This window comes from Paraburkholderia sp. J63 (genome assembly GCF_905220245.1).
Taxonomy (GTDB): domain Bacteria; phylum Pseudomonadota; class Gammaproteobacteria; order Burkholderiales; family Burkholderiaceae; genus Paraburkholderia.
In genome coordinates this window covers 56282-80017 of record NZ_CAJMZF010000004.1, presented here as the reverse complement: position 1 = coordinate 80017, position 23736 = coordinate 56282, and the positions used below count along the sequence as shown (strand labels likewise).

Below are 23736 nucleotides of genomic sequence, written 5' to 3'. Positions count from 1 at the left end.
GATTCGGCTATGTGGTCCCCCAAAGTCAAGACTATCGACGCCCTCGAACGGGGGCTCGTCACGCTCAAGACCCTGCAGGAACTGCAGGCCGCGAGCCTGCACGACCTGCATCTGCACACGGGCATTGCCAAAGCCACGCTGCTGCGCATTCTTCTGACGTTAGAGCGCCAGGGGCTGATCTGGCAACGGCTGGCCGACGGGCTGTTTCGCCCGAGCTATACGCTGCAGGCACGCGCGCGGCGCCTTGATCGCGTGGACCATCTGATCGAATGCGCGGTGGCGGAGCTGGACCAGTTGCAGGGCCACATTCTCTGGCCATCGGACCTCGCCGTGCGGCGCGGCACGACGATGGCGCTGTGCGAGTCGAACCGCACGCGCTCGTACTTCGTCGTGAACCGCGACAAGCTCGGCTATGAGATCAACATGCTGCGCTCGGCGGTCGGGCGCGCGTATCTGGCGTTCTGCCCCGACGAGGAACGCGAGTCGATACTCGAAGCGCTGCGCGAAGGCCAGCGCCCCGGCGACGAGCGCGCCCACGACCGGCGCTACGTCCAGCAACTGCTCAACGAAACGCGCCGGCGAGGCTATGGTGCGCGCGAGCGCAATTTTGGCGGCGCGTACGACAAATCGCGCGCGCAATACGACGATGGCTTGTCCGCGCTCGCGGTGCCGATCGATGCGCCCGATGGCGCGATTGCCGGGTGCATCAACATCGTGTGGTTCGACCGGCTCTTCAAGGTCGAGGAAATGGCCGCGCGCCATCTGGAGGATCTGCGCGGCGCGGCCGCGCGGATTGGTGCGCGTCTCGCTAGTTCGCCCTAAACCTGCCACCCCGCCTTCAACCCTTCGTACACGGCCTCCTCCGCCGTGCGCGGCGCCATGCAGTCGCCGATCACGATCAGCTCGGCGAGCGGCGTATCACGGCCATCGGCGAGCGGTCGCAAGGCCGCTTCGAGCCCCGACTCGGGCCGATGCCCGTGGCAGAGCACGAGCGTATCGACGCCCTCGAACACGATGGGCTCCTCGCTCGTGGTGTGCTGCATGAACACGGTGTCGCCATCGCATCCGTACAGGCGCGCGTAGGGCGTCACCGGAATCTGGCGGCGATGCAATTCGGCGGCAATGTCGTCGCGCACATAAAGCGGCAGCATCTCGCCCGCGTGCGTGCCGTTCACCGCGAGCCGGACCGCCGTGCCCGCGCGCGCGAGCAGTTCCGCCACGCCGGGCCCGATCCAGTCGGAGCGCCAGTCGACCACGAGCGCGCGAGCACCCACTGGCACTTCGCCGCGCAGCACCTGCCACGCGTTCACCACGACCACGCCGCCGTCGCTCTCGAACTCGGGCAGATAAGGCGTCGCGCCCGTCGCGAGAATGACCGCGTCGGGCCGCAGATCGCGGATCATCGCCGCATCCACGCGCGTGTGCTTCACCACGCGCGCGCCCGACAATTCGAGCTCGCGCGCGAGATTCGTCGCGAGGCCGCCGAATTCGCTGCGGCGCGGCAGCAACTGCGCGATCAGCGCCTGGCCGCCCAACTGGTTGCCGGCCTCGTAGAGCGTGACGTCGTGCCCGCGCTGCGCCGCCGTGGCCGCCGCCTTCATGCCGGCCGGGCCGCCGCCCACCACCACGACCCTGCGCCGCCGCGCGGCCGGCTTCATCTCGCCGTAAGTGAGCTCGCGCCCCGTCTCGGGATGCTGGATGCACGAGATCGGATAGCCGCGATGGAAGTGGCCGATGCAGGCCTGATTGCAGCCGATGCACGCGCGAATATCGTCGGTCTTGCCCGCCTGCGCCTTGACCGGCATCTGCGGATCGCAGATCAGCGCGCGCGTCATGCCGCACACGTCGGCCTGGCCCTTCGCAATGACCGCTTCGGCTTCGTGAGGCTGATTAATCCGGCCGCCGACGAACACCGGAATCGAGAGACGCTCCTTGAACGCTCGCGAATCGGCGGCCACGTAGGCGTTGGCGAACGCCATGGGCGGCACGATATGCACCGCGCCGCCCAGCGACGCCGAGTTGCCCGCGATGATGTTCACGTAGTCCAGATGCGCCTGAAGCTGCGTGCACGCGTGAAGCGCGTCTTCGGCCGTGAGGCCGCTCGCGTCACGCTCGCCCGCGCTGATGCGCATGCCGATCACGAAGTCTTCCGAGGTCTCGCGACGGATTTCGTCGAGCACTTCGCGAAGGAAGCGCAGACGGTTTTCAGGCGTGCCGCCATAGGCGTCGGTGCGATGGTTCACGCGCGGATTCAGGAATTGCGAGGGCAGATAGCCGTGGCTCGCCACGAACTCCACGCCGTCGAGTCCCGCTTCGTGCATGCGGCGCGCGGCCTGTCCGTAGCCGCGCACGATCTCGTCGATCATCGCGTGCGAGAGTTCGCGCGGCATCACGCGAAAGCGCTCGTTGGGCGCCGACGACGGCGCATAGGCCACCGCGAGCAGCCCGTCGGCCGACTCCATCAGCTCGCGCCCGGGATGAAAAAGCTGTGAAAACAAGCTGCAACCGTGCGCGTGCACCGCATCGGCGAGGCGCTGGTAGCCCGCAATGCAGCTGTCGTCGGTCGCCATCAGCAGGTGCGAGGTATAGCGCGCGGTCTCGTGCACGCCAGCGACCTGCATCACGATCAGTCCCGCGCCGCCGCGCGCACGGGCCTCGTGATAGGCGACGAGCACGTCGTTGACGTGACCGTCGGTGGGCATCGTCGTGTCGTGCCCCGTCGACATGATGCGGTTCTTGAGCGTCACGCCGCGCAGTTTCAGCGGCGAGAAAAGCTGGGGAAACAAGGAAGCATTCATGAAAGCGTACCTGACCGGTTGCATCAATGAGTTCTGCCAACGAAGCGCGCCGCGCGTTTCTCGAAGAACGCGTCCAGCCCCTCGCTGAAATCCGTCGTCGCGGCACACGACAGAAAGCCCGCGAGTTCCGCCGCGAGCTGCTCGTCGAGCGAACGATCGAGCGACGCGCGCAATAGCTGCCGCGTGCGGGCCAGCGCAACGGGCGGCCCGTCGGCAAGGCGGCTCGCCATGGCCTGCGTCGCGGTCTCGAGATCCGCGGCGGCGACCACGCGGTTCACGATGCCCAGACGCAGCGCCTCATCGGCGTCGAAACGCTCGCCGAGCAGCGCGATCTCGGCCGCCTTGCGCAGCCCGACGAGCCGCGGCAGCGTCCACGAGGTCGAGCAATCGGGCGACGTGCCCACCTTCGCGTAGGCAAAGTCGAAGCGCGTGCCCTCGGCGGCGATGCAGAGATCGGCGGCCAGCGCCAGGCCCAGACCGCCTCCGGCCACGGCGCCCTGCACGCTCGCGATCACGGGCGCCGGCATCGCGGCCAGCAGCACGATGGCCTCGTGCATGGGCCGGATCAGCGCATGCGCGCCTTCGACGGGTCGCTCGCGCATCGAGGCGAGATCGCCGCCGACGCAAAAGGCGCGGCCTTCGCCGCTCAGGACCACGGCCCGCACGCTCGAATCGGCGGCCACGGCGCGGCACGCATCGCGGAACGCGAGCGCCGTGGCCTCGTCAAGCGCGTTCAGCGCCTGCGGACGGTTGAGGCGGATATGCGCGACACCGGAGCGGTGCCAGCAGCGCACGCGGTCCGGCGTGTCGTGCGGCGGCAGGAACGGCGCGTCGTGTTGCACGATGGAATCTCTCCGATGGTTGCGATGGTCTGAATTCGTGCATCCCGCACAAATCCTTCGCAGTTCTTATGGATCGAGCGCGCCACCACGCCAGTTGGCCGACGGCTGCGAGCCGGTCAGCTTGAGCGCGACGTCGCCCTGCGCGATCAGCCGGTCGCGGCTACGGGTCACGACCCGGCCGCATTGCGGCGCCCTCAGTACGACCTCGCTGGACAGATCGCCCGGCCGCGCGACGATGCGCGCAATCGGCGCGCCCTGCGCCACCCGCTCGCCCAGCTCGCAGGTATAAACGAGCACACCCGAGACCGGCGCGAAAACCGTTTCCATGTGCGCGATGGGCACGGCCTCACCTTCCCAGTCGGTGCGCTCCACGGGCTCGTCAATGACGCCGCGCGCGCACAGGAAGCGGTAGAGGCCATCGGCATCGCGCTGCGCGAGGGCGTCGCTCACGTCCGATTGCCCGCGCAGCTCGATCGTCGCCGCGAGGCGCAGCCGCGGCTCGCGCTGGCCGTGCGCCACGATCGCACCTTCGAACGCGCCGTCGTCGTCCTCGTCCCAGACGATCGCCACTTCGGCACGCAATGCGGCGGCAAGATCGCGCGCCTCGGGCCAGAAACTCCCATGAACGTAGAGGTAAGGCAGTGCGTCCGAATCCGTATGCAGGTCCAGGACGATCTGCGCCTCGCGCGCGAGTTCGAAGAGCGTCTTTTGCCACGCGGCGAACGTGGTGGGCCCGCGCTCGGTGGCGATCGACTCGTGAAAATGGCGGTTGAAGTTGCGACTCGTCGCGTCGTGGAAGCGGCCGAGCAGCCGGCCGTGGCGGAACTGCGCGAGGCCAAGCGGATTCGCCTGCGGCACGACCGTGACCGTGCCGGCGAGGCGCCCGTTCTCGCGCGCCTCGCGCAGGCGCGGCAATAGCGTGTGCAGTACGTGCATGCCCGCGATCTCGTCCGCGTGCAGGCCTGCCTGCAAATAAACGCTGGGGCCGCCGGGTCCGCTATCGCGCCCCTGCAGCCGCCAGGCGCACAGCGGCAGCGGCGCGCCCGAGTCGCCGGCCACGCTCAGATCGAGCGCGTCATGCATCGACCGCCTCCAGGCTCGCGACGAACGACGCGATCCGCTCGCAGGCATCGACAAGACGCTTCTCGTCCACCACGAAGCCGAAGCGCACGAAGCCCTGCGCGGTATCGCCGAACGCGCTCGCGTCGAGCAGCGAGACCTTCTGCGCATGAAAGAGCTGCCACGTGAACGCGTGCGTATCGAGCCCGGTGCCGCGCACGTCCACCATCATGAACATGCCGGCCTCCGGCAACAGGCAGCGCAGGCCGGGCACGCGGCTCAGGCGTTCGTGGACGACGTCGCGGCGGCGCCGGTAGACATCGCGCATCGCGCTCACGATCTGCTCGCGCTGTTCGAGCCCCGCGAGCGCGCCCTCCTGGATGAAACCTGGCAGTCCGTAAAGCATGCACAGCGCGAGCCGTTCGAGATGCTCGACGAGCGGCGCGGGCGCCACGGCCCAGCCCACGCGCCAGCCCGGCATCGCGTGCGACTTGGAAAAGCTGCCCAGCGTGATCGTGCGCCCGGCCATGCCTTCGAGCGATGCAATGCTCACGTGCTCGCGCTCGAACACGAGGTCCGCATAGACTTCGTCGGCGAGCACCCAGAGGTCGTGCTTGCACGCGAGCCGCGCGATGGCTTCCAGATCGCTGCGCGGCATGACCGCGCCCGTGGGGTTGCACGGCGTCGCGAAGAAGATCGCTTTCGTGCGCGGCGTGATCGCCGCTTCTAGCCGCGCGAGGTCGAGATGGAAGCCACGCGCGGGATCGACGGGCACGGGCACGAGCGTCGCGCCCGAGGCGCGCACGCTGGCCTCATAGGTCAGATACATCGGCTCGGGCACGATCACTTCGTCGCCCGCTTCGCAGATGCACTGGGCCACGGCGTACAGCCCGTTCTGCGCGCCTGCGGTGACGATCACGTTGTCCATCGTGACTTCGCAGCCCGTCGCCCGCGTATGCTCGCGCGCGAGCGCCGCGCGCAGCGCCGGGCGGCCCGCCACCTCGCTATAGTGGGTGTCGCCGCCGCGCAAGGCGGCCACGGCGCGCTCGACGATGGGCGCGGGCGTCGCGAAGTCGGGGTCGCCCACGCTCAGCATGATCACGTCCTGCCCTTCGGCCAGCGCGCGCTGCGCGGCGTAGTGAATCTCCCAGGCCGAGGTGCGCTTGCCCTGCAGGCGCTCAACGAGTTTCGAAAATTTCATGGAGTCTCCTTGCGGCGGCCACTGCGCCGCGCCTTGTTCCTGAGTTGTCGTTTCCGACGGTGCTGTCTCGTCCCTTCAACGTACCCTCAACGTACCTTCAGCGCGCCGAGCGAACCGGCACGCGACGTTCGAGATAGCCGAAGCCCCGCTCGATCAGGAAGGCGAGCACGACGTAGATCACCGCGATCGCGAGCAGGGGCTCGTAGGTGCGCAGCGTTTGCGCGCGAATATAGTTAGCAGCGCCAAGCACGTCCATGACCGCCACGGTGGAGGCGAGCGCTGTCGACTTGAGCAGCATCACCGACTCCCCGGCGAGCGTCGGCAGCAGGATCTGGATCGCGCGCGGCAGCCAGACGCGGCGCACGATCAGCAGCGGCCGCATGCCCATGGCGCGCGCGGCCTCGAGCTCGCCCTTGGGCACGCCGCGCAGCCCCGCGCGAATCACCTCGCCCACATAGGCGCCCACGCTCACCACGAGCGCGAAGGCCACATACCAGAAGCCGTCGCGCAGGAACGGCCACAGCACGCTCGTGCGCAGCCACGGCCACTGCGCGAACAGCGAGCCCACGCCGTAGTAGAGGATGTAGATCTGCACGAGCAGCGGCGTGCCGCGTATCAGCGCCGTGAAGCCCTTGCTCGCGCCCGCGACGAGCGGGTTGCGCGAGATCCGCGCGAACGCGACGATCACGGCAAACGCAAAGCCCGCGACGCCCGAGACCAGCAGCAGCTTGAGCGTGACCACGAGGCCCAGCAGCAGCATGTTTCCGTACGACGATATGACAGTCCAGTCCATCACAGTCACCTGCGAGAGTCAGGCCGGCAGCGTGCCGGCCGCGGTTTCATCAAGCCTGCGGCATCCAGCGGCCGAAGCGGCGCTCGATCTCGCGAAAGAACGCGCCCGAAACGGTTGTTATCACGAAGTAGACCGCCGCCACCATCAGGTAGTAGTGCAGATATTCGCGCGTCGATCCCGCCGCCTGCTTGGCCGTATAGAGCAGCTCCGAATACCCCACCACGCTGATCAGCGCACTGTCCTTGACGAGGATGAGCCAGAGGTTCGCGAAGCCCGCGAGGGCATAAGGCGCCATCGCGGGCAGGATCACGCGCCGGAACACGAGCACGGGCCGCGCGCCGAATGCGCGCCCCGCCTCGATCTGCCCGTACGGAATCGCGAGCACCGCGCCCCGGATGATCTCGGCCGCGTAGGCGCCCTGCACGATGCCGAGCACCGTCACCGCCGCGGCGAAGCCGTTGACGCTCACGTCGCCCACGCCGATCGCGCGCATCAGCAGATTGACCGCGTCCGTGCCCGCGTAATAGAGCAGCAGGATCAGCAGCAACTCGGGCACCGCGCGGCACAGCGTCGTATACGCGTTGGCGATGCGCTCGAGCGTGCGCACGCCCGAGAGCTTGGCCGCCGCGCCCGCAAGCCCGAGCACGATGCCCACGGCAAAGGCGCCGAACGAGATTTCGAGCGTGACGAGCGCGCCCTGCAGCAGGGCAGCGCCCCAGCCGTCCGGGTCCATGCCGAGATACGCCACCCAGGTCCACGTATTCATGCTATTCCCCCGTTATGCTTCGCGCGCGCGGCGCTCAATGCGGCCAGAGGTCGATGGTGAAATACTTCTTCGCGATGTTGTCGTATTTGCCCGAGTCGTGGAGCTGCACGAGCGCCGTGTCGATACGCTGCTTGAGTGCCGCATCGTTCTTGCGCAGGCCCGCGCCAATGCCGCTGCCATAGATCGCGGGGTCCATCTTCACGCTGCCCGGGCCTTTCATTTCGACCGTGGCGCCGTCCTTCGTCTTGAGGAAGTCGATCACGCCGAGCTTGTCGAGAAACATCACGTCGATGCGGCCCGCGACGAGGTCGGCATTGCAGTCGTCCTGCGTGTTGTAGAGGCGCACCGTCGCGGTCTTGCCATAGGCGGCCTTGATGAACTCGGCGTTGCCGGTGGAGCCCTGCACGCCGATCACCTTGCCCGCGAGACCCGCCGGCGTGAGCGTCAGCGGCACGCCCTTCGGTCCGACGAAGACGCCCGGCGTTTCATAGTACGGGCGCGAGAACGCGATGACCTTCTCGCGCTCGGGCGTGATCGACATCGAGTTGAAGATCACGTCGATCTTGTCGCTCTGCAGCGCCGGAATGATGCCGTCCCACGACACTTCCTTGATCTGGCATTGCGCCTTCATCTGGTCGCACAGCGCACGGATCAGGTCGGCCTCGAAGCCGGTCCACTGGCCCGTGGGCGTCTTCATGAGAAACGGCGGATAGGGCTCGGCGGCCACGCCGAAGCGCAGCGTGTCGGCGGCCTTTGCACTGCCCGGCACGCTCAGCATCGTCAGGGCGGCGGTTGCAACCACAGCGAGGGCGCGAATCATTTTCTTCATGGTGGTGTACCTTTTTCGATCAACGGGTTGGACGCTACTGAGGCAATCGAGTGCGCCGGCGCCGTGTCTCGCGGCGCCGGGCGCGCATGACATTCAACGACGCTGCTGATGCGCAGTGACGAACTGCCGGCAACGCTCGCTCTGCGGCGCGCCGAACACCTGTTCGGGCGTGCCGCTTTCCTCGATACGCCCCTGGTGCAGGAAGACGACCTTGCTCGACACGTCACGCGCGAAGTCCATCTCATGCGTGACCAGCAGCATCGTGCGGCCTTCGCAAGCGAGATCGCGGATCACCTTGAGGACCTCGCCCACACGCTCGGGGTCGAGCGCCGAGGTGGGCTCGTCGAACAGCATCACCTTGGGGCGCATGGCGAGCGCGCGCGCAATCGCCACGCGCTGCTGCTGGCCGCCGGAAAGGAACGCGGGATAGACATGGCGCTTGTCGGCGAGACCGACGCGTTCGAGCAGTTGCTCGGCGCGGGCGATGGCTTCGGCGCGCGGCTCGCGCAGCACGTGCACCGGCATTTCGATGATGTTTTCAAGTACCGTGCGGTGCGGCCAGAGATTGAAGCTTTGAAACACCATGCCGAGCCGCGTGCGGATGCGCTCCACCTGGCGCGCGTCGCACGCGATGGTGCGGCCCTTGCGGTCGGTGCCGAGGCGGATCTCTTCGCCGTCCACCACGATCCTGCCGCTCGTGGGCATCTCCAGCAGGTTGATGCAGCGAAGCAGCGTGCTCTTGCCCGACCCGCTAGCGCCGATCAGCGAGATCACCTCGCCTTCGTTCGCGCTGAGCGATACGCCCTTGAGCACCTCCAGATCGCCAAAGGACTTGTGCAGGTTCTCGACGCACACACATTGCGCGCCCCCTTCCCGCTGTGCATAGCGGTTCTGCGCAGGGTCCGCAGTTTCGTTAGCCACGGCCAGCATGTTGTCTCCAGTGCCATCTGCTGAAGCGATACGGAGCCTCGCCCGCAGTGGCTTGTTGAATGGTCAACCAACCTTCATGGGTTCACGAGTATATGTTCTATTGAACGGTGGTTCAACACGTTTCGATAAACTTTTTGAGTCGCGAAGCACCGGTGGCTCTGGGGTCGTAGCCCGTCAATTGAACAGATTTCCGACAGTCGCATATAATCAGCCGGGTAACGATAGTGAAAGGTGAACTGTGCCAAAAACCACTCGCAAGGAACCGGTGCCCACGCGCGGGCGCGGCGTGCGCGAAACACCTGAAGTACGCCAGCAATCGATCATCGAGGCGACGATGCGCTGCATCGCGCGCTACAGTTATTCGGACACGACGATCGATCGCATCTGTGCCGAGGCCAAGGTCTCGCGCGGGCTCATCAACCATCACTTCCAGTCGAAAGACGAGCTGATGGTGCAGACCTACAAGCGTCTCGCCGCCGATCTTCAGGAGGTCTCGCGCGCGGCGGCCGCGAATGCGTCGGGTCCCGAAGCGAAGCTCGATGCGATCATCCGCGTGTGCTTCGCGTCACCCGTGTTCGCGCCGAAGAACGTGAAGGTCTGGTTGGGCTTCTGGAGCGTCGTGCATAGCGATCCGGTGATCCGCAAGGCGCACAAGGAGCTCTATGCCGGCTACCGGCAGGCGCTCAAGAAGCTGTTCGACCAGATCGGCGAAGTCCGTGGCGTGGAGGTGGACAGCGAGCTCGCGGCGCTGACGCTGACCGCCTTGATCGACGGCTTCTGGCTGGAACTCGCGCGCGACCCGAGTTCGTTTACGGCCGAGGACGCGCTGCAGAGCTGTCTGGGCGCCGTCGAGAACTTCGTGACGGCCAGGGCGATACGCAAGCGCGCGTGAGCGCGTTGGGGTTCGTTTCGGCTCGTTTCGGCCCGCGTCAATGAAGAAGCCGCCGCCTTTTTTAAAGGGCGGCGGCTTTTTTTGCAGTGCGTTTTTGAGTGCTATTTCATGCGACGCAGATTTCGATCAGCGTCGGCGCTTCCTGCGCGGCCGCGCGTTGCAGTGCCTCGCCGAACGCTTCGCCTTCGGCCACGCGTTGAGCCTGCCAGCCATACGCCTGCGCGAGCGCGACGAAGTCGGGCGTATGCAGATCGACGCCGATCGGCTCGACGCCACGCTGCACCATTGCGTTCTTGATCTCGCCGTAGCCGCGATTGTTCAGCAGCAGCACGATCACGCGCGCGCCATGCTGGACCGCCGTGCCGAGCTCGCCGAGCGTGTACTGCAGGCCGCCGTCGCCCGCGAGACACACGACCGGCCGCGACGGGTCGCCCAGGCTCGCGCCGATCGCCGCCGGCAAGCCGTAACCGAGCGAGCCGAAGCCCACCGACGCGTTGAACCAGCTACGCGGCCGCGGCGCCGCATAACCGATGTTGCCCGAGTAGACCATGCGCGTGGAATCGCCCACGATGCACGCCTGTGGCAACGCCTCGCGCACGCTGTCGAGCAAGGCGAGATCGCGCTGCGTCTGTGCATCGGCTTCGAGCCGGGCCGCGTCGCGGCACGCGGCCGCGCGCTGCGCGCCGGGCGAGCCCGCCCCTTCCGCGCGCGCGCCGGGCTCGCTCCACGAGCGGCGCAGCGCCGCGAGGGTCTCGCCCACGTCGCCCAGCAGCGGCAGGTCGGGCGGCGCGTTGCGAAAGAGCTGCTGCGCGTCGATGTCGATGCGCGCGAGCGTGCGCGGCGCGACGAAGGTGCCGTCCGCGTAGAGATCGTAGTCAGTGGGCCCGAGCTCGGTACCCAACGCAATCACGAGATCGCTCTCGCGCATCAGCGCGCGCACGGCCGCACTCGAAGCCGACCACGAGATCGCGAGCGGATGCGTGGGCGCGAGAATGCCGCGCCCGTTGATGGTCATGACCACGGGCGCATCGAGCGCTTGCGCGAGCCAGCGCACCTCGTCGGCGGCGCCCAGCGCGCCGCCGCCTGCGAGTATCAGCGGCGCCTTCGCGTGCCGCGTGGCCTCGCGCAGCGCGTCCAGTGCGTGCGCGGCGGCCGGGCCGACCTGCACGCGCTTCGGCGCGGGCGGCGGCGACGGCAATGCGCCCGCAGGCGCGTTGATGACGTCGAGCGGCAGCTCGATATGCACGGGGCGCGGGCGCTCGCCCGAAAACACGGCGAATGCGCGCGCGAGCACTTGCGGTAGCTCCTCGCCGCGCGTGACGGTATGGCTGAACGCAGCGACGCTGCCCGCGAACTGGCGCTGGTCGGGCAGCTCGTGCAGATGGCCGTTGCCCGAGCCCATTTTCCCGAGCGCGTTGACGCTCGAAATCACGAGCATCGGTATCGAGTCCGCGCTCGCCTGGGCCATCGCCGTCGCAATGTTCGTGACGCCGGGCCCCGTGATCACGAAGCACACGCCGGGGCGCCCCGTGGCGCGCGCGTAGCCGTCGGCCATGAAGCCGAGGCCCTGCTCGTGACGCGCCGTGATGTGGCGCATGCCGCTGCTTTCGAGGCCACGGTACAGGTCGATGGTGTGCACGCCGGGAATGCCGAAGACGGTATCCACGCCATAGGCCGCGAGCAACTCGACGAGGTACATGCCGACTGTTTTCATAAGCTGTCTTGAATGAATCGGTGGAGATATTGGGAACCGGCAAGCCGATCTGTCATGAAGCGAGGCCCGGCAACAGTTCGCGTATGCCTTGCGCCAGCATCTGGAACGCGATGGCGGTCAGCACGATGCCCGAAAGCCGCTCGACGATGGTCCGGCCGATCTCGCTCAGGCGCTTGCACCACGAGCCCGAGCACAGGTACGTGACGGCGATCACGCCCGCATGCAGCACGCAGGCGGCGCTCACGATGCACAGGTCGGTAATCGTATGAAAGCGCGTGGCCGTGGTGATGACGAGCGAGATCACGGCGCTGCCGATCGAGAGCGGGAAGATCAGCGGCACCGCGATATAGCTGCGCCACTGCGCGTGCTCGAGCCGGCCCGTGCCGCCGCGCCGCTCGTCCTTGTCGGCGTGCGTGCCGCGCATCATCGGAATCGACCACAGGCACAGCACGAGACCGCCGGTGAGCGTCAAGGCGCCTAGCGTGAGGCCCAGCATGCGCAGCAGAAACTGGCCGGCCCACACCGCGGCGACCATAGCCGCTGCGATCCACACGAACAGGCGCAGCGCGATTTGCCGCTGCGTCGCGTCGGGGAAATGACCGGTGACCGCCGCGTACATCGGCATCGCAACGGGCGGGCAAAACAACGTGAGCAGGCCCGTGAGGAACAGCAGCAGGTCGCTGGACGTCATGGTGGTCTCGGTCTGTTTTGTTGGGCGATTGGGAATCAGGCCGGTGCGTTCGCCCACTCGGGAACGGCCGCGAACAGATCGCCCACGAGGCCGTAATCGGCCACGCTGAAGATCGGCGCTTCTTCGTCCTTGTTGATCGCGACGATTACCTTGGAGTCCTTCATACCTGCGAGGTGCTGAATCGCGCCTGAAATTCCCACTGCAATATAGAGCTGTGGCGCGACGATCTTGCCGGTTTGACCCACTTGATAGTCGTTGGGGACGTAGCCCGCATCGACCGCCGCGCGCGAGGCGCCGAGTGCCGCGTTGAGTTTGTCGGCGAGCGGTTCCAGCACTTTCGTGTAGTTCTCGCCGCTGCCCAGGCCACGACCACCCGAAACGATGATCTTCGCGCTCGTGAGTTCCGGGCGATCGAGCTTCGTGACTTCACGGTTCACGAATTGGGAAAGGCCGCTGTCTGCTGCTGCTTCGATCTTTTCAACCGATGCACTGCCGCCTTCGGCCGCGACGGCATCGAATGCCGTGGTGCGGACCGTGATGACCTTGATAGGGTCTTGCGATTGGACCGTCGCAATCGCGTTGCCCGCGTAGATCGGACGCTCGAACGTATCGGGCGAATCAATGGCCGTGATATCGCTGATCTGTGCGACGTCGAGCTTCGCGGCAATGCGAGGCGTGACGTTCTTTCCCGCTGCGGTAGCCGGCGCAAGGATGTGCGAGTAGTTCTTTGCAATTGAAAGCACCGTCGCTTCGACGTTCTCAGCGAGACCCACTTCGAGTTGCGGCGCATCGGCCAGCAGCACCCTCGAAACGCCTGCGATCTTCGCCGCTGCTTCGGCAGCGGCTTGCGCGTTGTGACCCGCGACCAGCACATGCACGTCGCCGCCAATCTTCTGTGCCGCAGCAATCGCATTCAGCGTTGCCGCTTTAATCGACACGTTGTCGTGTTCCGCAATAACCAGGTTCGTCATTTCTTTCTTGCTCCACTAACCTTTAAAGCACCTTGGCTTCGGTCTTCAGCTTTTCGATCAGCGCCTTCACGTCGGCGACCTTCACGCCGGCGGTGCGTTTGGGCGGCTCGGCAACCTTCAGCGTCTTCAGGCGCGGCGCGACATCGACACCGAGGTCCTCAGGCTTGACCGTCTCCAGCGGCTTCTTCCTGGCCTTCATGATGTTCGGCAGCGTGACGTAGCGCGGCTCGTTCAAGCGCAGGTCCGTCGTGACCACAGCGGGCAATTGCAGGGAAAGCGTTTCCGCGCCGCCATCGACTTCACGTGCCACAGTGGCCTTGCCATCGGCGATGGTGATCTTCGAAGCGAAGGTCGCTTGCGGCAAACCAGCCAAAGCGGCCAGCATCTGTCCGGTCTGGTTCGAATCATCATCGATGGCCTGCTTGCCAACGATGATCAACGAAGGCTGCTCCTTATCGACGATGGCTTTCAAAAGCTTCGCCACCGCGAGCGGCTGCAGATCCTCATTCGATTCGACGAGAATCGCGCGATCCGCGCCGATCGCCAGCGCCGTGCGCAGCGTCTCCTGCGCCTGCACGGCGCCCGCCGACACGGCGATCACTTCCGTCGCCACCCCTGCTTCCCTCAATCGCACCGCCTCTTCAACGGCAATCTCGTCGAACGGATTCATCGAGAATTTCACATTGGCGATATCCACACCCGTGCCGTCCGACTTCACACGCACCTTGACGTTGTAATCGACCACGCGCTTCACACCCACCAGAAGCTTCACACTCATCGCAATCTCACCGATTAATTAGTTATGCACAGCGAGCGCACGCGGGCGCATCTCCGAGTCGAAGTCGTCGAGCGTCGGAAATTCGAGCGGCTTCAACTGGTCGAGCTTCGTGAGCGTGTCGGCATAGTGCTCCAGCATGGCCACGCGCGCTTCGTTGGCGATATACGGCACGTGATACGCGACGAACGACGGCAGCACCTCGAACCCCGCATAGCCCAGCGTGCCGCGCAACATATGGCGCAGCATGAGGTCCATCTCGCCATGCACGCCATCGGGGCCGAACATGAAATCGCGGCCGCCGCACGTATAAGCGAGCATCGCGCGCTTGCCGCGCATGCCGCCCCGGTCGTAAAAGCGCAGGCCACCATACACCTTGCCCGAGACCATCACGCGATCGATCCAGCCCTTCATGATGGCCGGCACCGAGCACCAGAACAGCGGGAAGCTGAAGATCACCAGATCGCACGCCAGCAGCTTTTCCAGTTCCGCCGCGATGTCGGGCGCGATTGCCTGCGCGGCCACGTTCTCGCGCTGCTCCAGCGCATAGACGAGGTAGTCCGCGTTGCGGCGCATGCCGAAGTCGGCCGCGCTCGCCACCGGATTCCAGTTCATGGCGTAGAGGTCCGATACCATGACCTCGTGACCCTGCGCTTCGAGCGTGCGCACCGCGCAATCCTTCATCGAGGTGGTAAACGACTGCGGCTCGGGGTGGGCGTGAACGATCAATACCTTCATGTTGTTTATTTCTCCAGTGCAGCAGTTAGAGTTCGCCAGCCGTGCGCCGGCGCGCGAGCGACACGGCAATCGCGGCGCAGGTGCCGACGAGCATCAGGGTGGACACGGCGGCAATCGCCGGATCGACGTTCTCGCGCATGCCGTCCCACATGCGGCGCGGCAGCGTATAGATATGGCGGCTCGAAATGAACAGCGTGACCACGAGTTCGTCCCACGAGAGGATGAACGCGAACACCGCCGCCGAAAGCACGCCGGGGCGTATCAGCGGCAGGATCACGTGGCGCAGCGTCTGATAGAGGTTCGCGCCGAGATTGCGCGAGGCCTGCTCGACCTTGAGCCCGAGCGTCGCGAGCGAGGTGGAGACGGACACCACCACATACGGCACCGTGAGCACCACGTGGGCGAGGATCGTGCCCGTGTAGCTGTCGAGCAGGCGCCAGTCGGCCCAGAGCCGGTAGAACGCGAGCGCCGAGACGATGGGCGGCACGATGAGCGGGAACAGGATCACGAGCCGCACGGCCTCGCCGCGAGGCGACGCGATCTTCCACAGGCCGATCGCGCAGAGCGTACCGAACGTGACCGATATCGACGCCGAGACCAGCGCAATCACGCCGCTTTGCGCGAAGCTCGCGAGCCAGCCGTCGTCCTCGAACAGCACGGCGTAGTGGCGCATGGAGATCGTGCCGCCCGGCATCGAGAGATAGTCGTTCGGCGTGAGCGACACCGGCACCGAGACCAGCAGCGGCAGCAGCAGGAACAGGATGGCGGCCCATGCCACGCCGATCACGAGTGCGCGCCGGATGGTGAGTCTGGAATTCATGAGATCTCCTTGATTTCCGTGAAGCCGCTTACTTCGCGCCGAACAGCTCGCGCAGGTTGATGAAGCGCGAGAGCACGACCAGCACCGCGACAATCGCCATCAGCAGCACGGAAGCCAGCGCCGCGCCGCTGCCCCAGTTCACCAGTTGCAGGATCTGCGTGCTGATGTATTCCGCCACCATCACCGTGCGCCCGCCGCCCAGGATCACCGGCGTCACATAGAAACCGAGCGAAAAGATGAACACCAGCAGCGCCGCGCCGAAAATGCCGGGCAGCGTCTGCGGGAAATACACCTTGCGGAACGTGAGGAAGGCGCTCGCGCCGAGCCCTTGCGAAGCGCGCGCGAGCTGCGGATCGATGCCCTTCATGTTCGAGTAGAGCGGCAGCACCGCATACGGAATCATGAAATGCACCATGCCGACCACCACGCCGAACTGGTTGCGCATCAGCTGCAGCGGCTCGTCGGTCATGCCGAGCGCCATCAGTGTGCTGTTCACTAGCCCCTGCTCGCCGAGCAGGAACAGCCACGAGAACGCCCGGATCAGCACCGAGGCCCAGAACGGCACCAGCAGGCCGAAGAACAGCGCCATGCGCTGGCGCGGCCCCACGTGCACCATCGCGAACGCAATCGCATAGCCCAGCGCCACCGAGATCACCGTGGTCATGCAGCAGATGCGCAGCGTGGTCCACAGTACGCGGTGCACGCTCGCGTTGTCGAAGAAGCGCGCGTAGTTCTGCAGTCCAGGCTGCGGGACGGAAAAGCTCAGCCACAAGACGCGCAGCAAGGGGAACAGATACAGCACGGCCAGCAGCGCGAGCAGCGGCAGCACCAGCAGCCAGTAGCGGTCGATCCGCTTGCGCGGCAGCGCAACGAGTTCGGGCGCGGAAGAAGTAAGCGTGTTCATGGCGCGACGTTCAATGAAGGTTCGGCGATGTTTCGGATGATTCGGCGCGTCGCCCGCGGGGTCATGGCCGGCGGCGGTCGATGGATTTCACGATGACATCAGGTCCGTATAGCGCTGCAGCGTTGCGTCGTAGTTCTGCGCCCACCATGCCGGATCGACCTTGCACTGCCTGGCCCAGTTCTCCGGCGTACCCGGATTGTCGGCGCGTAGCGTGGCGGGCACCTGCGCCGTTGCGACCGGCGTCACCGGCCCGTTGCCGAGCGCCGAGAGCAGCTTGAGTTGCGGCTCGATGCCCTGCACGAACTTGATGAACTGCCACACCTGGTCGCCGGCCGGATTATTCTTCGGCACCGACCACACGTCGCACGAAGCCAGCCCCTGCTCCCACGTATAGCGGAAACGCCCCTTGCTTTCGCGCTGGATCGCGTTCGCGCGCGTGTGCCAGATGCAGGCCATGCTCACTTCGCCGTCGCGCAGCAGTTGGAGACTGTCCGCGCCCGAGTCCCACAGCAGCACGTTGGGCTTGAGCACCTTGAGCTTGTTGAATGCGCGCTGCGTGTCGATCGGGTAGACCTTGTCCTTGTCCACGCCGTCGGCCATCAGCGCGGCTTCGAGCGAGCCGCCCATCCATTTCCACAGCCCGCGCTTGCCCGGGAATTTGCTCACGTTCCAGAAATCGGCCCAGTTCTTCGGCGGATTCGCGCCGAACTTCTGCGAGTCGTAGGCGAGCACGTAGCTCAGCAAATAGGCGGGCGCGCCATAGTCCGAGGCGAGCCCAGGCAGCGCGAGCCGGTTCACGACCGAATAGTCGATCGTGCGCAGAAAGCCCTGCTTGCCGAGCTTGATGGCCTCGAAGCCGTCGAGGTCCATCACGTCCCAGATGACGTTGCCGTTCTCGACCATCGCTTTGATCTTGCCGTCGTCGGGCGATGAATCGTAGTCCATACGAATTCCGGTCGCCTTCGTGAACGGGTCCATGTACGCGGTGCGGAACGCCGTGCGCCCTTCGCCGCCCCACGCGCTCAGCACGATCTCCTTCGGGTTCGAAGCGCGCGCCGCGCCGCTCCAGACCGACAGCAGCGTGGGCGCGATGCCCGCCGCCGCGCACAGCTTCAGGAAGTTGCGCCGGCCCTGTTCGGTGCGGGGCTCGAGATCGCGCGCCTGCTCGATGAGGTCGCGCATATGGCGTTGCGTCATGGTGTCTCCTTGTTATGCTTCGCTCGATGAGTGAACCGATGGATGAACCGCGAGATAGACTTCAGGCTGCATGCCGGGCCGCTCGCCCCGGCGGCAATCAACTGGCCGCAAGCGGCGAGGTCGCGTCGGGCTCCCATTGCACGAAGACCTCCATGCCGGTATGCGGCGAGGCGAGCCCCTTCCAGGCCGGCACGTCGGCGATCATGCGTCCGAGTTCATCGGTCTGGACTTCGAAACGAAACGACGCGCCAAAGTAGTTCCAGTGCACGACGCGACCGCGCACTTCATTGAGCGCGCCGTGACTCGACGTCGTGGCGATGCCGACCTTTTCGGGACGCAGCGCGAACACGACCTTGTCGCCGGCCCGCGCGCTGCCCGCGCCCGCCACAAATTGACGGCCGCCGCTGCGATAGGCCGTGGCGCCGTCGTGCGTGCCCAGCGCCTCGCCTTCGATGAAGTTGCTTTCGCCAAGGAAATCCGCCACGAAGCGATTGCCGGGCCGCTCGTAAAGCTCGCCCGGCGCGCCGATCTGTTCGAGCCGCCCGTCGCGCATGATCGCAATGCGGTCCGACATCGACAGCGCCTCCTCCTGGTCGTGCGTGACGAACAGGAACGTGGCGCCAAGCCGCTCGTGCAGCGCCTTCAACTCGATCTGCACTTCACAGCGCAGCTTGCGGTCGAGCGCGCCGAGCGGCTCGTCGAGCAGCACCACGTCGGGGTTGAACACGAGCGCGCGGGCGAGCGCCACGCGCTGCTGCTGGCCGCCCGACATCTGGCGCGGCAGGCGCTCCGCGAGATGGGCGAGGCGCACCTGATCGAGCGCCTGCTTCACGCGCTTGACGGTGTCCGGCCCTTTCTGGCCGCGCACCATCAGCGGATAGGCGACGTTCTGCTCGACCGTCATGTGCGGGAACAGCGCGTAGCCCTGGAACACCATGCCGAAATTGCGCTTCTCGGGCGGCAGCGCGACGATGCTTTTCGCCCCCACGCGCAGGTCGCCGCCCGTGGGCTGCTCGAAGCCCGCCACCATCATCAGCAGCGTGGTCTTGCCCGACCCGGATGGCCCGAGGATGGTCAGAAACTCGCCACGCGGAATGTCGATCGTGGTCTCCTGCACCGCCACCACTTTCCCGTAACGCTTGGACACCCGGTCGATCAGCAGCCCCGCGCCGGCCGCCACGCGGCTCGCGCTGGCCGGCTCCGCCCCGGCGCGCCAGGCGACATCCATTTCCGCACTCGCATGACCTGCTTCCACTCTTCGTCTCCTGATCGTCTTTCCGATTTGGGTTGAACGTTCATTTAACAGAACTTATACTATGCCGGAATGGCGGCTGCAAGTAGAGCGGACCCTTGCCCGCCGCGGGGGCCCGCACAATCAATCAACAACCCAGCGCAACGCCGTTGCATGGGACACAGGAGACTGGCGAAAACCATGATTACCGAAGAGATCCGTATCGATTCGCGCAACGGCGTCGTCACCGTGCGCATCGACCGGCCGGCGGCACGCAATGCGCTCGCGCGTCCTCATCTGGACCGGCTGCGCGAACTGCTCGAAGGCTACGCACAGGACCCGTCGGTGCGCTGTCTCGTGATCACGGGCACCGGCAACGCGTTCTGCGCCGGCGCCGACGTGGAGGAATGGGCTCAGGCGCAAGCCAATGGCGAGCTCGACACCTATGGCTGGACCGACAAGGCCCATGCCTTCGTGCAATTGCTCGCGGCGTTTCCGCGCCCCACGGTGGCGGCGCTCAATGGCTCGGTGGTGGGCGCCGGCACCGACATCGGCTTCGCCTGCGACTTTCGCATTGCGGCCGCCAGCGCGTCGCTGCGCTGCGGCTACACGGGCATGGGCTACAGCCCCGACATGGGCGGCAGCTGGTTCCTCCCGCGGCTCGCGCGGCCCGACGTCGCGCGTCGCTTCGTATTCCTGAACGAACGCTGGAGCGCCGCGCAGGCGCTTGCGGCAGGCCTCGTTTCCGAAGTGGTCGACGACGACGCGTTCGAGTCGCATGTCGCCCGCTTCGCCGCGCAGCTCGCAGCCGGTCCGAGCGTGGCGCTCGGCCATACCAAGGCCCTCTTCGCACGCTCGCTCTCGAGCACGCTCGCCGAACAGCTCAAGGCCGAGCTCGCCGCCGGTCTCGCGTGCGGCCATAGCGAAGACGGTCAGGAAGCCCTTCGTGCGTCGAAAGAGCGGCGCGCCCCACAATTCGCAGGGAGATAACGCGTGGAATTCTCGTTGACCCATGAGCAGGAAATGCTGGTTTCGTCGGTGCGCACCTTCGTGGAAAAGGAGCTGCAGCCGCACGAGTTCGCCGTGGACCGCGCCGACGAAGTGCCGCCGGCGCTCGCGGCCTCGATCCGCAAGAAAGCCATCGAGCTCGGCCTCTACGCGTTCAACATGCCGGAGAGCGCCGGCGGCGCGGGGCTCGACTATCTGAGCCAGGCGCTCGTCGAGCGCGAGCTCGGGCGCACGAGCTGGGCGCTGCACGTGTTCGTCGCGCGGCCGAGCAAGATCCTGATGGCCTGCAAGGGCGAGCAGATCGACCGCTATCTGAAGCCGAGCGTGCGCGGCGATCGCGTGGACTGCTTCGCGCTCACGGAGCCCGGTGCGGGCTCGGACGCCATGGGCATCCGCACGCGCGCGGTGCGCGACGGCGACCATTACGTGATAAACGGCAGCAAGCACTTCATCAGCCATGCGGAGACCGCCGACTTCGTGATCCTGTTCGCCGTCACGGGCGAACAGGAGTGGCGCGGCCGCCCGCGCAAGCGCGTGACCTGCTTCCTGATCGACAAGGACACGCCGGGCATGACCGTGCGGCGCGGCCCGCATTGCACGAGCCTGCGCGGCTATCACCAGTCGGAAATCTTCCTCAGTGATTGCCGCGTGCACGTCTCGCAGATCCTCGGCGAGGAGCATCACGGGTTCGACCTCGCGAGCGAATGGCTCACCGCCGGGCGCGTGATGGTGGCCGCCAACAATATCGGGCGCGCGCAGCGCGCGTTCGACATGGCGGCCGAATGGGCGGCCACGCGCCAGCAGTTCGGCAAGCGCATCGGCGACTTTCAGGGCACGTCGTTCAAGCTCGCCGACATGGCCACGGAGATTCGCGCGGCGGAGCTCGTGACCTTCTACACCGCCGACAAGCTCGACAAGGGCACCATGACCGACGGCGACGCGGCGCTCGCGAAGCTGCTCGCGACCGAAACGCTAGGCCGCGTCACCGATCACGCTGTGCAGATCTACGGCGGCATGGGCCTCATGGACGAGCTGCCCATCGAGCGCTTCTGGCGCGATGCGCGCATCGAGCGCATCTGGGAAGGCACCTCGGAGATCCAGCGACATATTCTCTCGAAGGAAATCATGCGGCAATATAGCTAGCCGACGACCCAGGCGGGCGCGCCACGGTGCGCCCGCCACCGCATGCGCTTATACGCTCAAGCGCCCTGATTTTTGCAATCGGCTTCGAATCGATTTCCATCCGGCATCCACTCCATACACCCGCCATGGCCCATACCCGTGCCACCGAGCGCGGCGACACCGCTTTCGCCGCCAACCTCCATCGACTTCTCAATCCCGCCAGCATCGCCTTCATTGGCGGACGCAGCATTGCGGCCGCGCTGCAGCGCTCGCGCGCCTTCGGCTACAAGGGCGACATCTGGCTCGTCAACCCCACGCATGCCGAGATCGACGGCGAGCGCTGCTACGCGCGCGTCGAAGACCTGCCGCGCGCGCCCGACGCGACCTTTATCGCAGTGCCCTCGGCGGCGGCGGTCGGCGTGGTGCGCGAGCTCGCGGCGCGCGGCGCGGGCGGCGCGGTGGTCTACGCATCGGGCTTTTCGGAGACCGGCGCCGAAGGCGCCGCGCTGCAGGCGAGCCTGCTGGAGGCGGCGGGCGAGATGGCGCTGCTCGGCCCCAATTGCTATGGATTGCTAAACGGTCTCGACGGCAGCGCGCTATGGCCCGTGGCGCACGGCGCGCAGCGTGTCGAGCGCGGCGTCGCCGTAATCACGCAAAGCGGCAATCTCGCCTACAACCTCTCGATGAGCGCGCGCGGCCTGCCCTTCGCGTATCTCGCGAGCGTCGGCAACCAGGCGCAGGTGGACGTGGCGCGGCTTGTCGATGCGTTCGTCGACGACGAGCGCGTGCGCGCGATCGGCGTGCACCTCGAAGGCCTCAAGGACGTGAGTGCGTTCAGCGAGGCCGCCACGCGCGCACTCGCGCGCGGCGTGCCCATCGTCGCGCTCAAGAGCGGCGTTTCGGAGTTGGGCGCGCAGCTCGCGTTGAGCCACACCAGCTCGCTCGCGGGCTCCGACGCGCTCTACGACACCCTCTTCAAGCGGCTCGGCGTGATCCGCGCACGCGACCCGGTCGAGCTCGTGGAAACGCTCAAGCTGCTCTCGATCGCCGGCGTCCCCAAGAGCAGCACGCTCGCGGCGCTCGCGACCTCGGGCGGCGACGCGGGCCTCGTCGCCGATCTCGCCGAAGCCGAGGGTATCGGGTTTCCCGCCGTGAGCGCGCAGGGCCGCGCGATGCTCGGAACCGTGCTGCCGCCCTACGCGAACATCGCCAACCCGCTCGACTTCACGACCACGCCCTGGGGCCGCCCCGACGCCATGCGCGCCTGCTGCGACGCACTGCTCGGCGAGCGCCCCGGCGCGGCCGCGATGATCCTCGACTATCCCAAGGAAGACACCGGCGAGCGCCCGCAATGCGATATCGCCGCCGACGCCTTCGCGGCAAGCGCCCGCGCCAACGGCGTGCCGGCCGCGCTGATCTCCGTGTTTCCCGAACTGACGCCGCCCGAGCACGCGCTGCGCATGGCCGCCGCCGGCGTCGCGCCCTTGCAGGGTTTGCGCGAAGGCATTGCGGCGATCGGCGCGGCGATGTGGTACGGCAAAACGCGCGCGGCGCGGCTGGCCGAAGATCGCCTCTCCTCGCTGCCGGTGCTGCGCCTGCGCGCTGCATCGGGCCATGACGACGATGGCCGCTTGCTCGACGAATGGGAGAGCAAGCGCCGGCTCGCCGAGTACGGTCTCGACGTGCCCGACGCCGTCTGCGTAAGTCCCGCCGAAGCGCCGGCCGCGGCTGCGCAGCTTGGCTTCCCGGTGTGTGCGAAGGTGGTGAGCGAGCGGCTGCCGCACAAGACCGAAGCCGGCGCCGTGGCGCTGCGGCTCGATTCGCCCGAGGCCGTTGCCGAAGCGGTCGCGCGCATGACGCAGAGCGTTGCGCGCTACGCGCCCGACGTCGCGGTCGAGCGCATCCTCGTCGAGCGCATGGCGAGCCCGCCGCTGATGGAGCTGATCGTGGGCATCAAGCGCGACGCCGGCTTCGGGCTCGCGCTGGTGCTCGGCAGCGGCGGCGTGCTGGTCGAGTTGATCCGCGATACGGCGACGCTGCTGCTGCCCGCGAGTGAACAGGATGTGCGCGCGGCGCTGCTAGGTTTGAAGCTTGGGCCGCTGCTTACGGGGTACCGCGGCAGCGCGGCTGCTGATCTTGATTCGGTGGTGCGTAATGTGATGGCGATTGCGCGCTTCGCGCAGGATCATACCGGAACGTTGCTTGAGCTTGATGTTAATCCGCTGCTGGTGTCTAAGGAGGGGGCCGTGGCGGTTGATGCGTTGGTGCGGCTTGTGGGGTGATGGTGCGTTTTCTTGTTTGGGCGTTTTCTTGTTTGGGCGTTTTCTTGTTTGGGCGTTTTCTTGTTTTCGTGTCGGTCTGCCAGGGTTGCCCCTGTGCGGGGCGGCACCTACTTTCTTTGCGGCGGCAAAGAAAGTAGGCAAAGAAAGCCGCTCACACCGCCAGTGTGACGAAG

Annotated in this window: 22 protein-coding genes; 5 read left to right on the top strand and 17 right to left on the bottom strand. The window is 66.5% G+C overall.

Translation table 11 applies throughout. The features are described from left to right. Positions 1–9 precede the first annotated feature (9 nt). Positions 10–822: an IclR family transcriptional regulator domain-containing protein gene (locus U5775_RS06290; RefSeq protein WP_322057267.1), complete on the top strand. Its 813-nt coding sequence runs from the start codon at positions 10–12 to the stop codon at positions 820–822. On the opposite strand, the gene U5775_RS06285 is transcribed toward U5775_RS06290, so the two are convergent. From U5775_RS06285 to U5775_RS06250, 8 genes are all read right to left on the bottom strand, one after another. Then, on the bottom strand, positions 819–2798 hold the full coding sequence (locus U5775_RS06285) for an FAD-dependent oxidoreductase (protein WP_322057266.1): 1980 nt from the start codon (positions 2796–2798) through the stop codon (positions 819–821). The two genes, U5775_RS06290 and U5775_RS06285, sit on opposite strands and share 4 nt — an antisense overlap. A 23-nt stretch (positions 2799–2821) precedes the next feature. Beyond that, positions 2822–3640 carry an enoyl-CoA hydratase/isomerase family protein gene (locus tag U5775_RS06280; protein WP_322057265.1) on the bottom strand — a complete coding sequence of 273 codons (819 nt, stop codon included), beginning with the start codon at positions 3638–3640 and terminating at the stop codon, positions 2822–2824. Between the two features lie 66 nt (positions 3641–3706). After that, positions 3707–4723 carry a succinylglutamate desuccinylase/aspartoacylase domain-containing protein gene (locus U5775_RS06275; RefSeq protein WP_322057264.1) on the bottom strand — a complete coding sequence of 339 codons (1017 nt, stop codon included), beginning with the start codon at positions 4721–4723 and terminating at the stop codon, positions 3707–3709. After that, positions 4716–5900 carry a pyridoxal phosphate-dependent aminotransferase gene (locus tag U5775_RS06270; protein ID WP_322057263.1) on the bottom strand — a complete coding sequence of 395 codons (1185 nt, stop codon included), beginning with the start codon at positions 5898–5900 and terminating at the stop codon, positions 4716–4718. The genes U5775_RS06275 and U5775_RS06270 overlap by 8 nt, the downstream gene beginning before the upstream one ends. 97 nt (positions 5901–5997) lie before the next feature. After that, entirely contained in the window at positions 5998–6693 is a 696-nt protein-coding gene (locus U5775_RS06265) for an ABC transporter permease subunit (RefSeq protein ID WP_322057262.1), read from the bottom strand. 49 nt (positions 6694–6742) lie between these two features. Beyond that, positions 6743–7459: an ABC transporter permease subunit gene (locus tag U5775_RS06260; RefSeq protein ID WP_322057261.1), complete on the bottom strand. Its 717-nt coding sequence runs from the start codon at positions 7457–7459 to the stop codon at positions 6743–6745. A gap of 34 nt (positions 7460–7493) precedes the next feature. Further along, positions 7494–8288 (bottom strand): transporter substrate-binding domain-containing protein, encoded by a 795-nt coding sequence (locus tag U5775_RS06255; RefSeq protein ID WP_322057260.1) that lies wholly within the window; start codon positions 8286–8288, stop codon positions 7494–7496. A 93-nt stretch (positions 8289–8381) separates the two neighbouring features. After that, a complete protein-coding gene (locus tag U5775_RS06250; protein WP_322057259.1) occupies positions 8382–9218 on the bottom strand; it encodes an ABC transporter ATP-binding protein in 837 nt (278 codons plus the stop codon). A gap of 238 nt (positions 9219–9456) precedes the next feature. Here U5775_RS06250 and U5775_RS06245 point away from each other — a divergent pair, with 238 nt between their 5' ends. Continuing rightward, positions 9457–10110, top strand: coding sequence for a TetR family transcriptional regulator C-terminal domain-containing protein (locus tag U5775_RS06245; protein WP_322057258.1), 654 nt, complete (start codon positions 9457–9459; stop codon positions 10108–10110). Positions 10111–10216: 106 nt separating this feature from the next. On the opposite strand, the gene U5775_RS06240 is transcribed toward U5775_RS06245, so the two are convergent. The 9 genes from U5775_RS06240 to U5775_RS06200 form a co-directional block, all read right to left on the bottom strand. Continuing rightward, complete coding sequence (locus U5775_RS06240; protein WP_322057257.1) at positions 10217–11824, bottom strand: 5-guanidino-2-oxopentanoate decarboxylase; 1608 nt, start codon at positions 11822–11824, stop codon at positions 10217–10219. A gap of 52 nt (positions 11825–11876) precedes the next feature. Further along, positions 11877–12515 (bottom strand): MarC family protein, encoded by a 639-nt coding sequence (locus U5775_RS06235; protein ID WP_322057256.1) that lies wholly within the window; start codon positions 12513–12515, stop codon positions 11877–11879. A gap of 35 nt (positions 12516–12550) precedes the next feature. Continuing rightward, positions 12551–13486, bottom strand: a complete 936-nt coding sequence (locus U5775_RS06230) for an electron transfer flavoprotein subunit alpha/FixB family protein (RefSeq protein WP_322057255.1) — start codon at positions 13484–13486, stop codon at positions 12551–12553. A 22-nt stretch (positions 13487–13508) separates the two neighbouring features. Further along, positions 13509–14258, bottom strand: a complete 750-nt coding sequence (locus U5775_RS06225) for an electron transfer flavoprotein subunit beta/FixA family protein (protein ID WP_322057452.1) — start codon at positions 14256–14258, stop codon at positions 13509–13511. Positions 14259–14282: 24 nt separating this feature from the next. Further along, positions 14283–14999 carry an NAD(P)H-dependent oxidoreductase gene (locus U5775_RS06220; protein ID WP_322057254.1) on the bottom strand — a complete coding sequence of 239 codons (717 nt, stop codon included), beginning with the start codon at positions 14997–14999 and terminating at the stop codon, positions 14283–14285. Positions 15000–15024: 25 nt separating this feature from the next. After that, complete coding sequence (locus tag U5775_RS06215) at positions 15025–15819, bottom strand: ABC transporter permease (RefSeq protein WP_322057253.1); 795 nt, start codon at positions 15817–15819, stop codon at positions 15025–15027. Between the two features lie 28 nt (positions 15820–15847). Then, entirely contained in the window at positions 15848–16723 is an 876-nt protein-coding gene (locus U5775_RS06210; protein ID WP_322057252.1) for an ABC transporter permease, read from the bottom strand. 87 nt (positions 16724–16810) lie between these two features. Continuing rightward, positions 16811–17920: an extracellular solute-binding protein gene (locus tag U5775_RS06205; protein WP_322057251.1), complete on the bottom strand. Its 1110-nt coding sequence runs from the start codon at positions 17918–17920 to the stop codon at positions 16811–16813. 97 nt (positions 17921–18017) lie between these two features. After that, positions 18018–19175, bottom strand: coding sequence for an ABC transporter ATP-binding protein (locus U5775_RS06200; RefSeq protein WP_322057250.1), 1158 nt, complete (start codon positions 19173–19175; stop codon positions 18018–18020). Between the two features lie 177 nt (positions 19176–19352). Between U5775_RS06200 and U5775_RS06195 the strand changes: the two genes are divergently transcribed. From U5775_RS06195 to U5775_RS06185, 3 genes are all read left to right on the top strand, one after another. Continuing rightward, a complete protein-coding gene (locus U5775_RS06195; RefSeq protein WP_322057249.1) occupies positions 19353–20141 on the top strand; it encodes an enoyl-CoA hydratase/isomerase family protein in 789 nt (262 codons plus the stop codon). 3 nt (positions 20142–20144) lie between these two features. Next, positions 20145–21302, top strand: coding sequence for an acyl-CoA dehydrogenase family protein (locus U5775_RS06190; protein ID WP_322057248.1), 1158 nt, complete (start codon positions 20145–20147; stop codon positions 21300–21302). A 125-nt stretch (positions 21303–21427) separates the two neighbouring features. Beyond that, on the top strand, positions 21428–23563 hold the full coding sequence (locus U5775_RS06185) for an acetate--CoA ligase family protein (RefSeq protein ID WP_322057247.1): 2136 nt from the start codon (positions 21428–21430) through the stop codon (positions 23561–23563). Positions 23564–23736 lie beyond the last annotated feature (173 nt).

Coding starts and splice junctions, on each gene's coding strand:
- U5775_RS06290 (WP_322057267.1), top strand. CDS start 10: ATGTGGTCCCCCAAAGTCAAGACTATCGACGCCCTCGAACGGGGGCTC.
- U5775_RS06285 (WP_322057266.1), bottom strand. CDS start 2,798: ATGAATGCTTCCTTGTTTCCCCAGCTTTTCTCGCCGCTGAAACTGCGC.
- U5775_RS06275 (WP_322057264.1), bottom strand. CDS start 4,723: ATGCATGACGCGCTCGATCTGAGCGTGGCCGGCGACTCGGGCGCGCCG.
- U5775_RS06270 (WP_322057263.1), bottom strand. CDS start 5,900: ATGAAATTTTCGAAACTCGTTGAGCGCCTGCAGGGCAAGCGCACCTCG.
- U5775_RS06265 (WP_322057262.1), bottom strand. CDS start 6,693: ATGGACTGGACTGTCATATCGTCGTACGGAAACATGCTGCTGCTGGGC.
- U5775_RS06260 (WP_322057261.1), bottom strand. CDS start 7,459: ATGAATACGTGGACCTGGGTGGCGTATCTCGGCATGGACCCGGACGGC.
- U5775_RS06255 (WP_322057260.1), bottom strand. CDS start 8,288: ATGAAGAAAATGATTCGCGCCCTCGCTGTGGTTGCAACCGCCGCCCTG.
- U5775_RS06250 (WP_322057259.1), bottom strand. CDS start 9,218: ATGCTGGCCGTGGCTAACGAAACTGCGGACCCTGCGCAGAACCGCTAT.
- U5775_RS06240 (WP_322057257.1), bottom strand. CDS start 11,824: ATGAAAACAGTCGGCATGTACCTCGTCGAGTTGCTCGCGGCCTATGGC.
- U5775_RS06235 (WP_322057256.1), bottom strand. CDS start 12,515: ATGACGTCCAGCGACCTGCTGCTGTTCCTCACGGGCCTGCTCACGTTG.
- U5775_RS06230 (WP_322057255.1), bottom strand. CDS start 13,486: ATGACGAACCTGGTTATTGCGGAACACGACAACGTGTCGATTAAAGCG.
- U5775_RS06220 (WP_322057254.1), bottom strand. CDS start 14,999: ATGAAGGTATTGATCGTTCACGCCCACCCCGAGCCGCAGTCGTTTACC.
- U5775_RS06215 (WP_322057253.1), bottom strand. CDS start 15,819: ATGAATTCCAGACTCACCATCCGGCGCGCACTCGTGATCGGCGTGGCA.
- U5775_RS06210 (WP_322057252.1), bottom strand. CDS start 16,723: ATGAACACGCTTACTTCTTCCGCGCCCGAACTCGTTGCGCTGCCGCGC.
- U5775_RS06205 (WP_322057251.1), bottom strand. CDS start 17,920: ATGACGCAACGCCATATGCGCGACCTCATCGAGCAGGCGCGCGATCTC.
- U5775_RS06195 (WP_322057249.1), top strand. CDS start 19,353: ATGATTACCGAAGAGATCCGTATCGATTCGCGCAACGGCGTCGTCACC.
- U5775_RS06185 (WP_322057247.1), top strand. CDS start 21,428: ATGGCCCATACCCGTGCCACCGAGCGCGGCGACACCGCTTTCGCCGCC.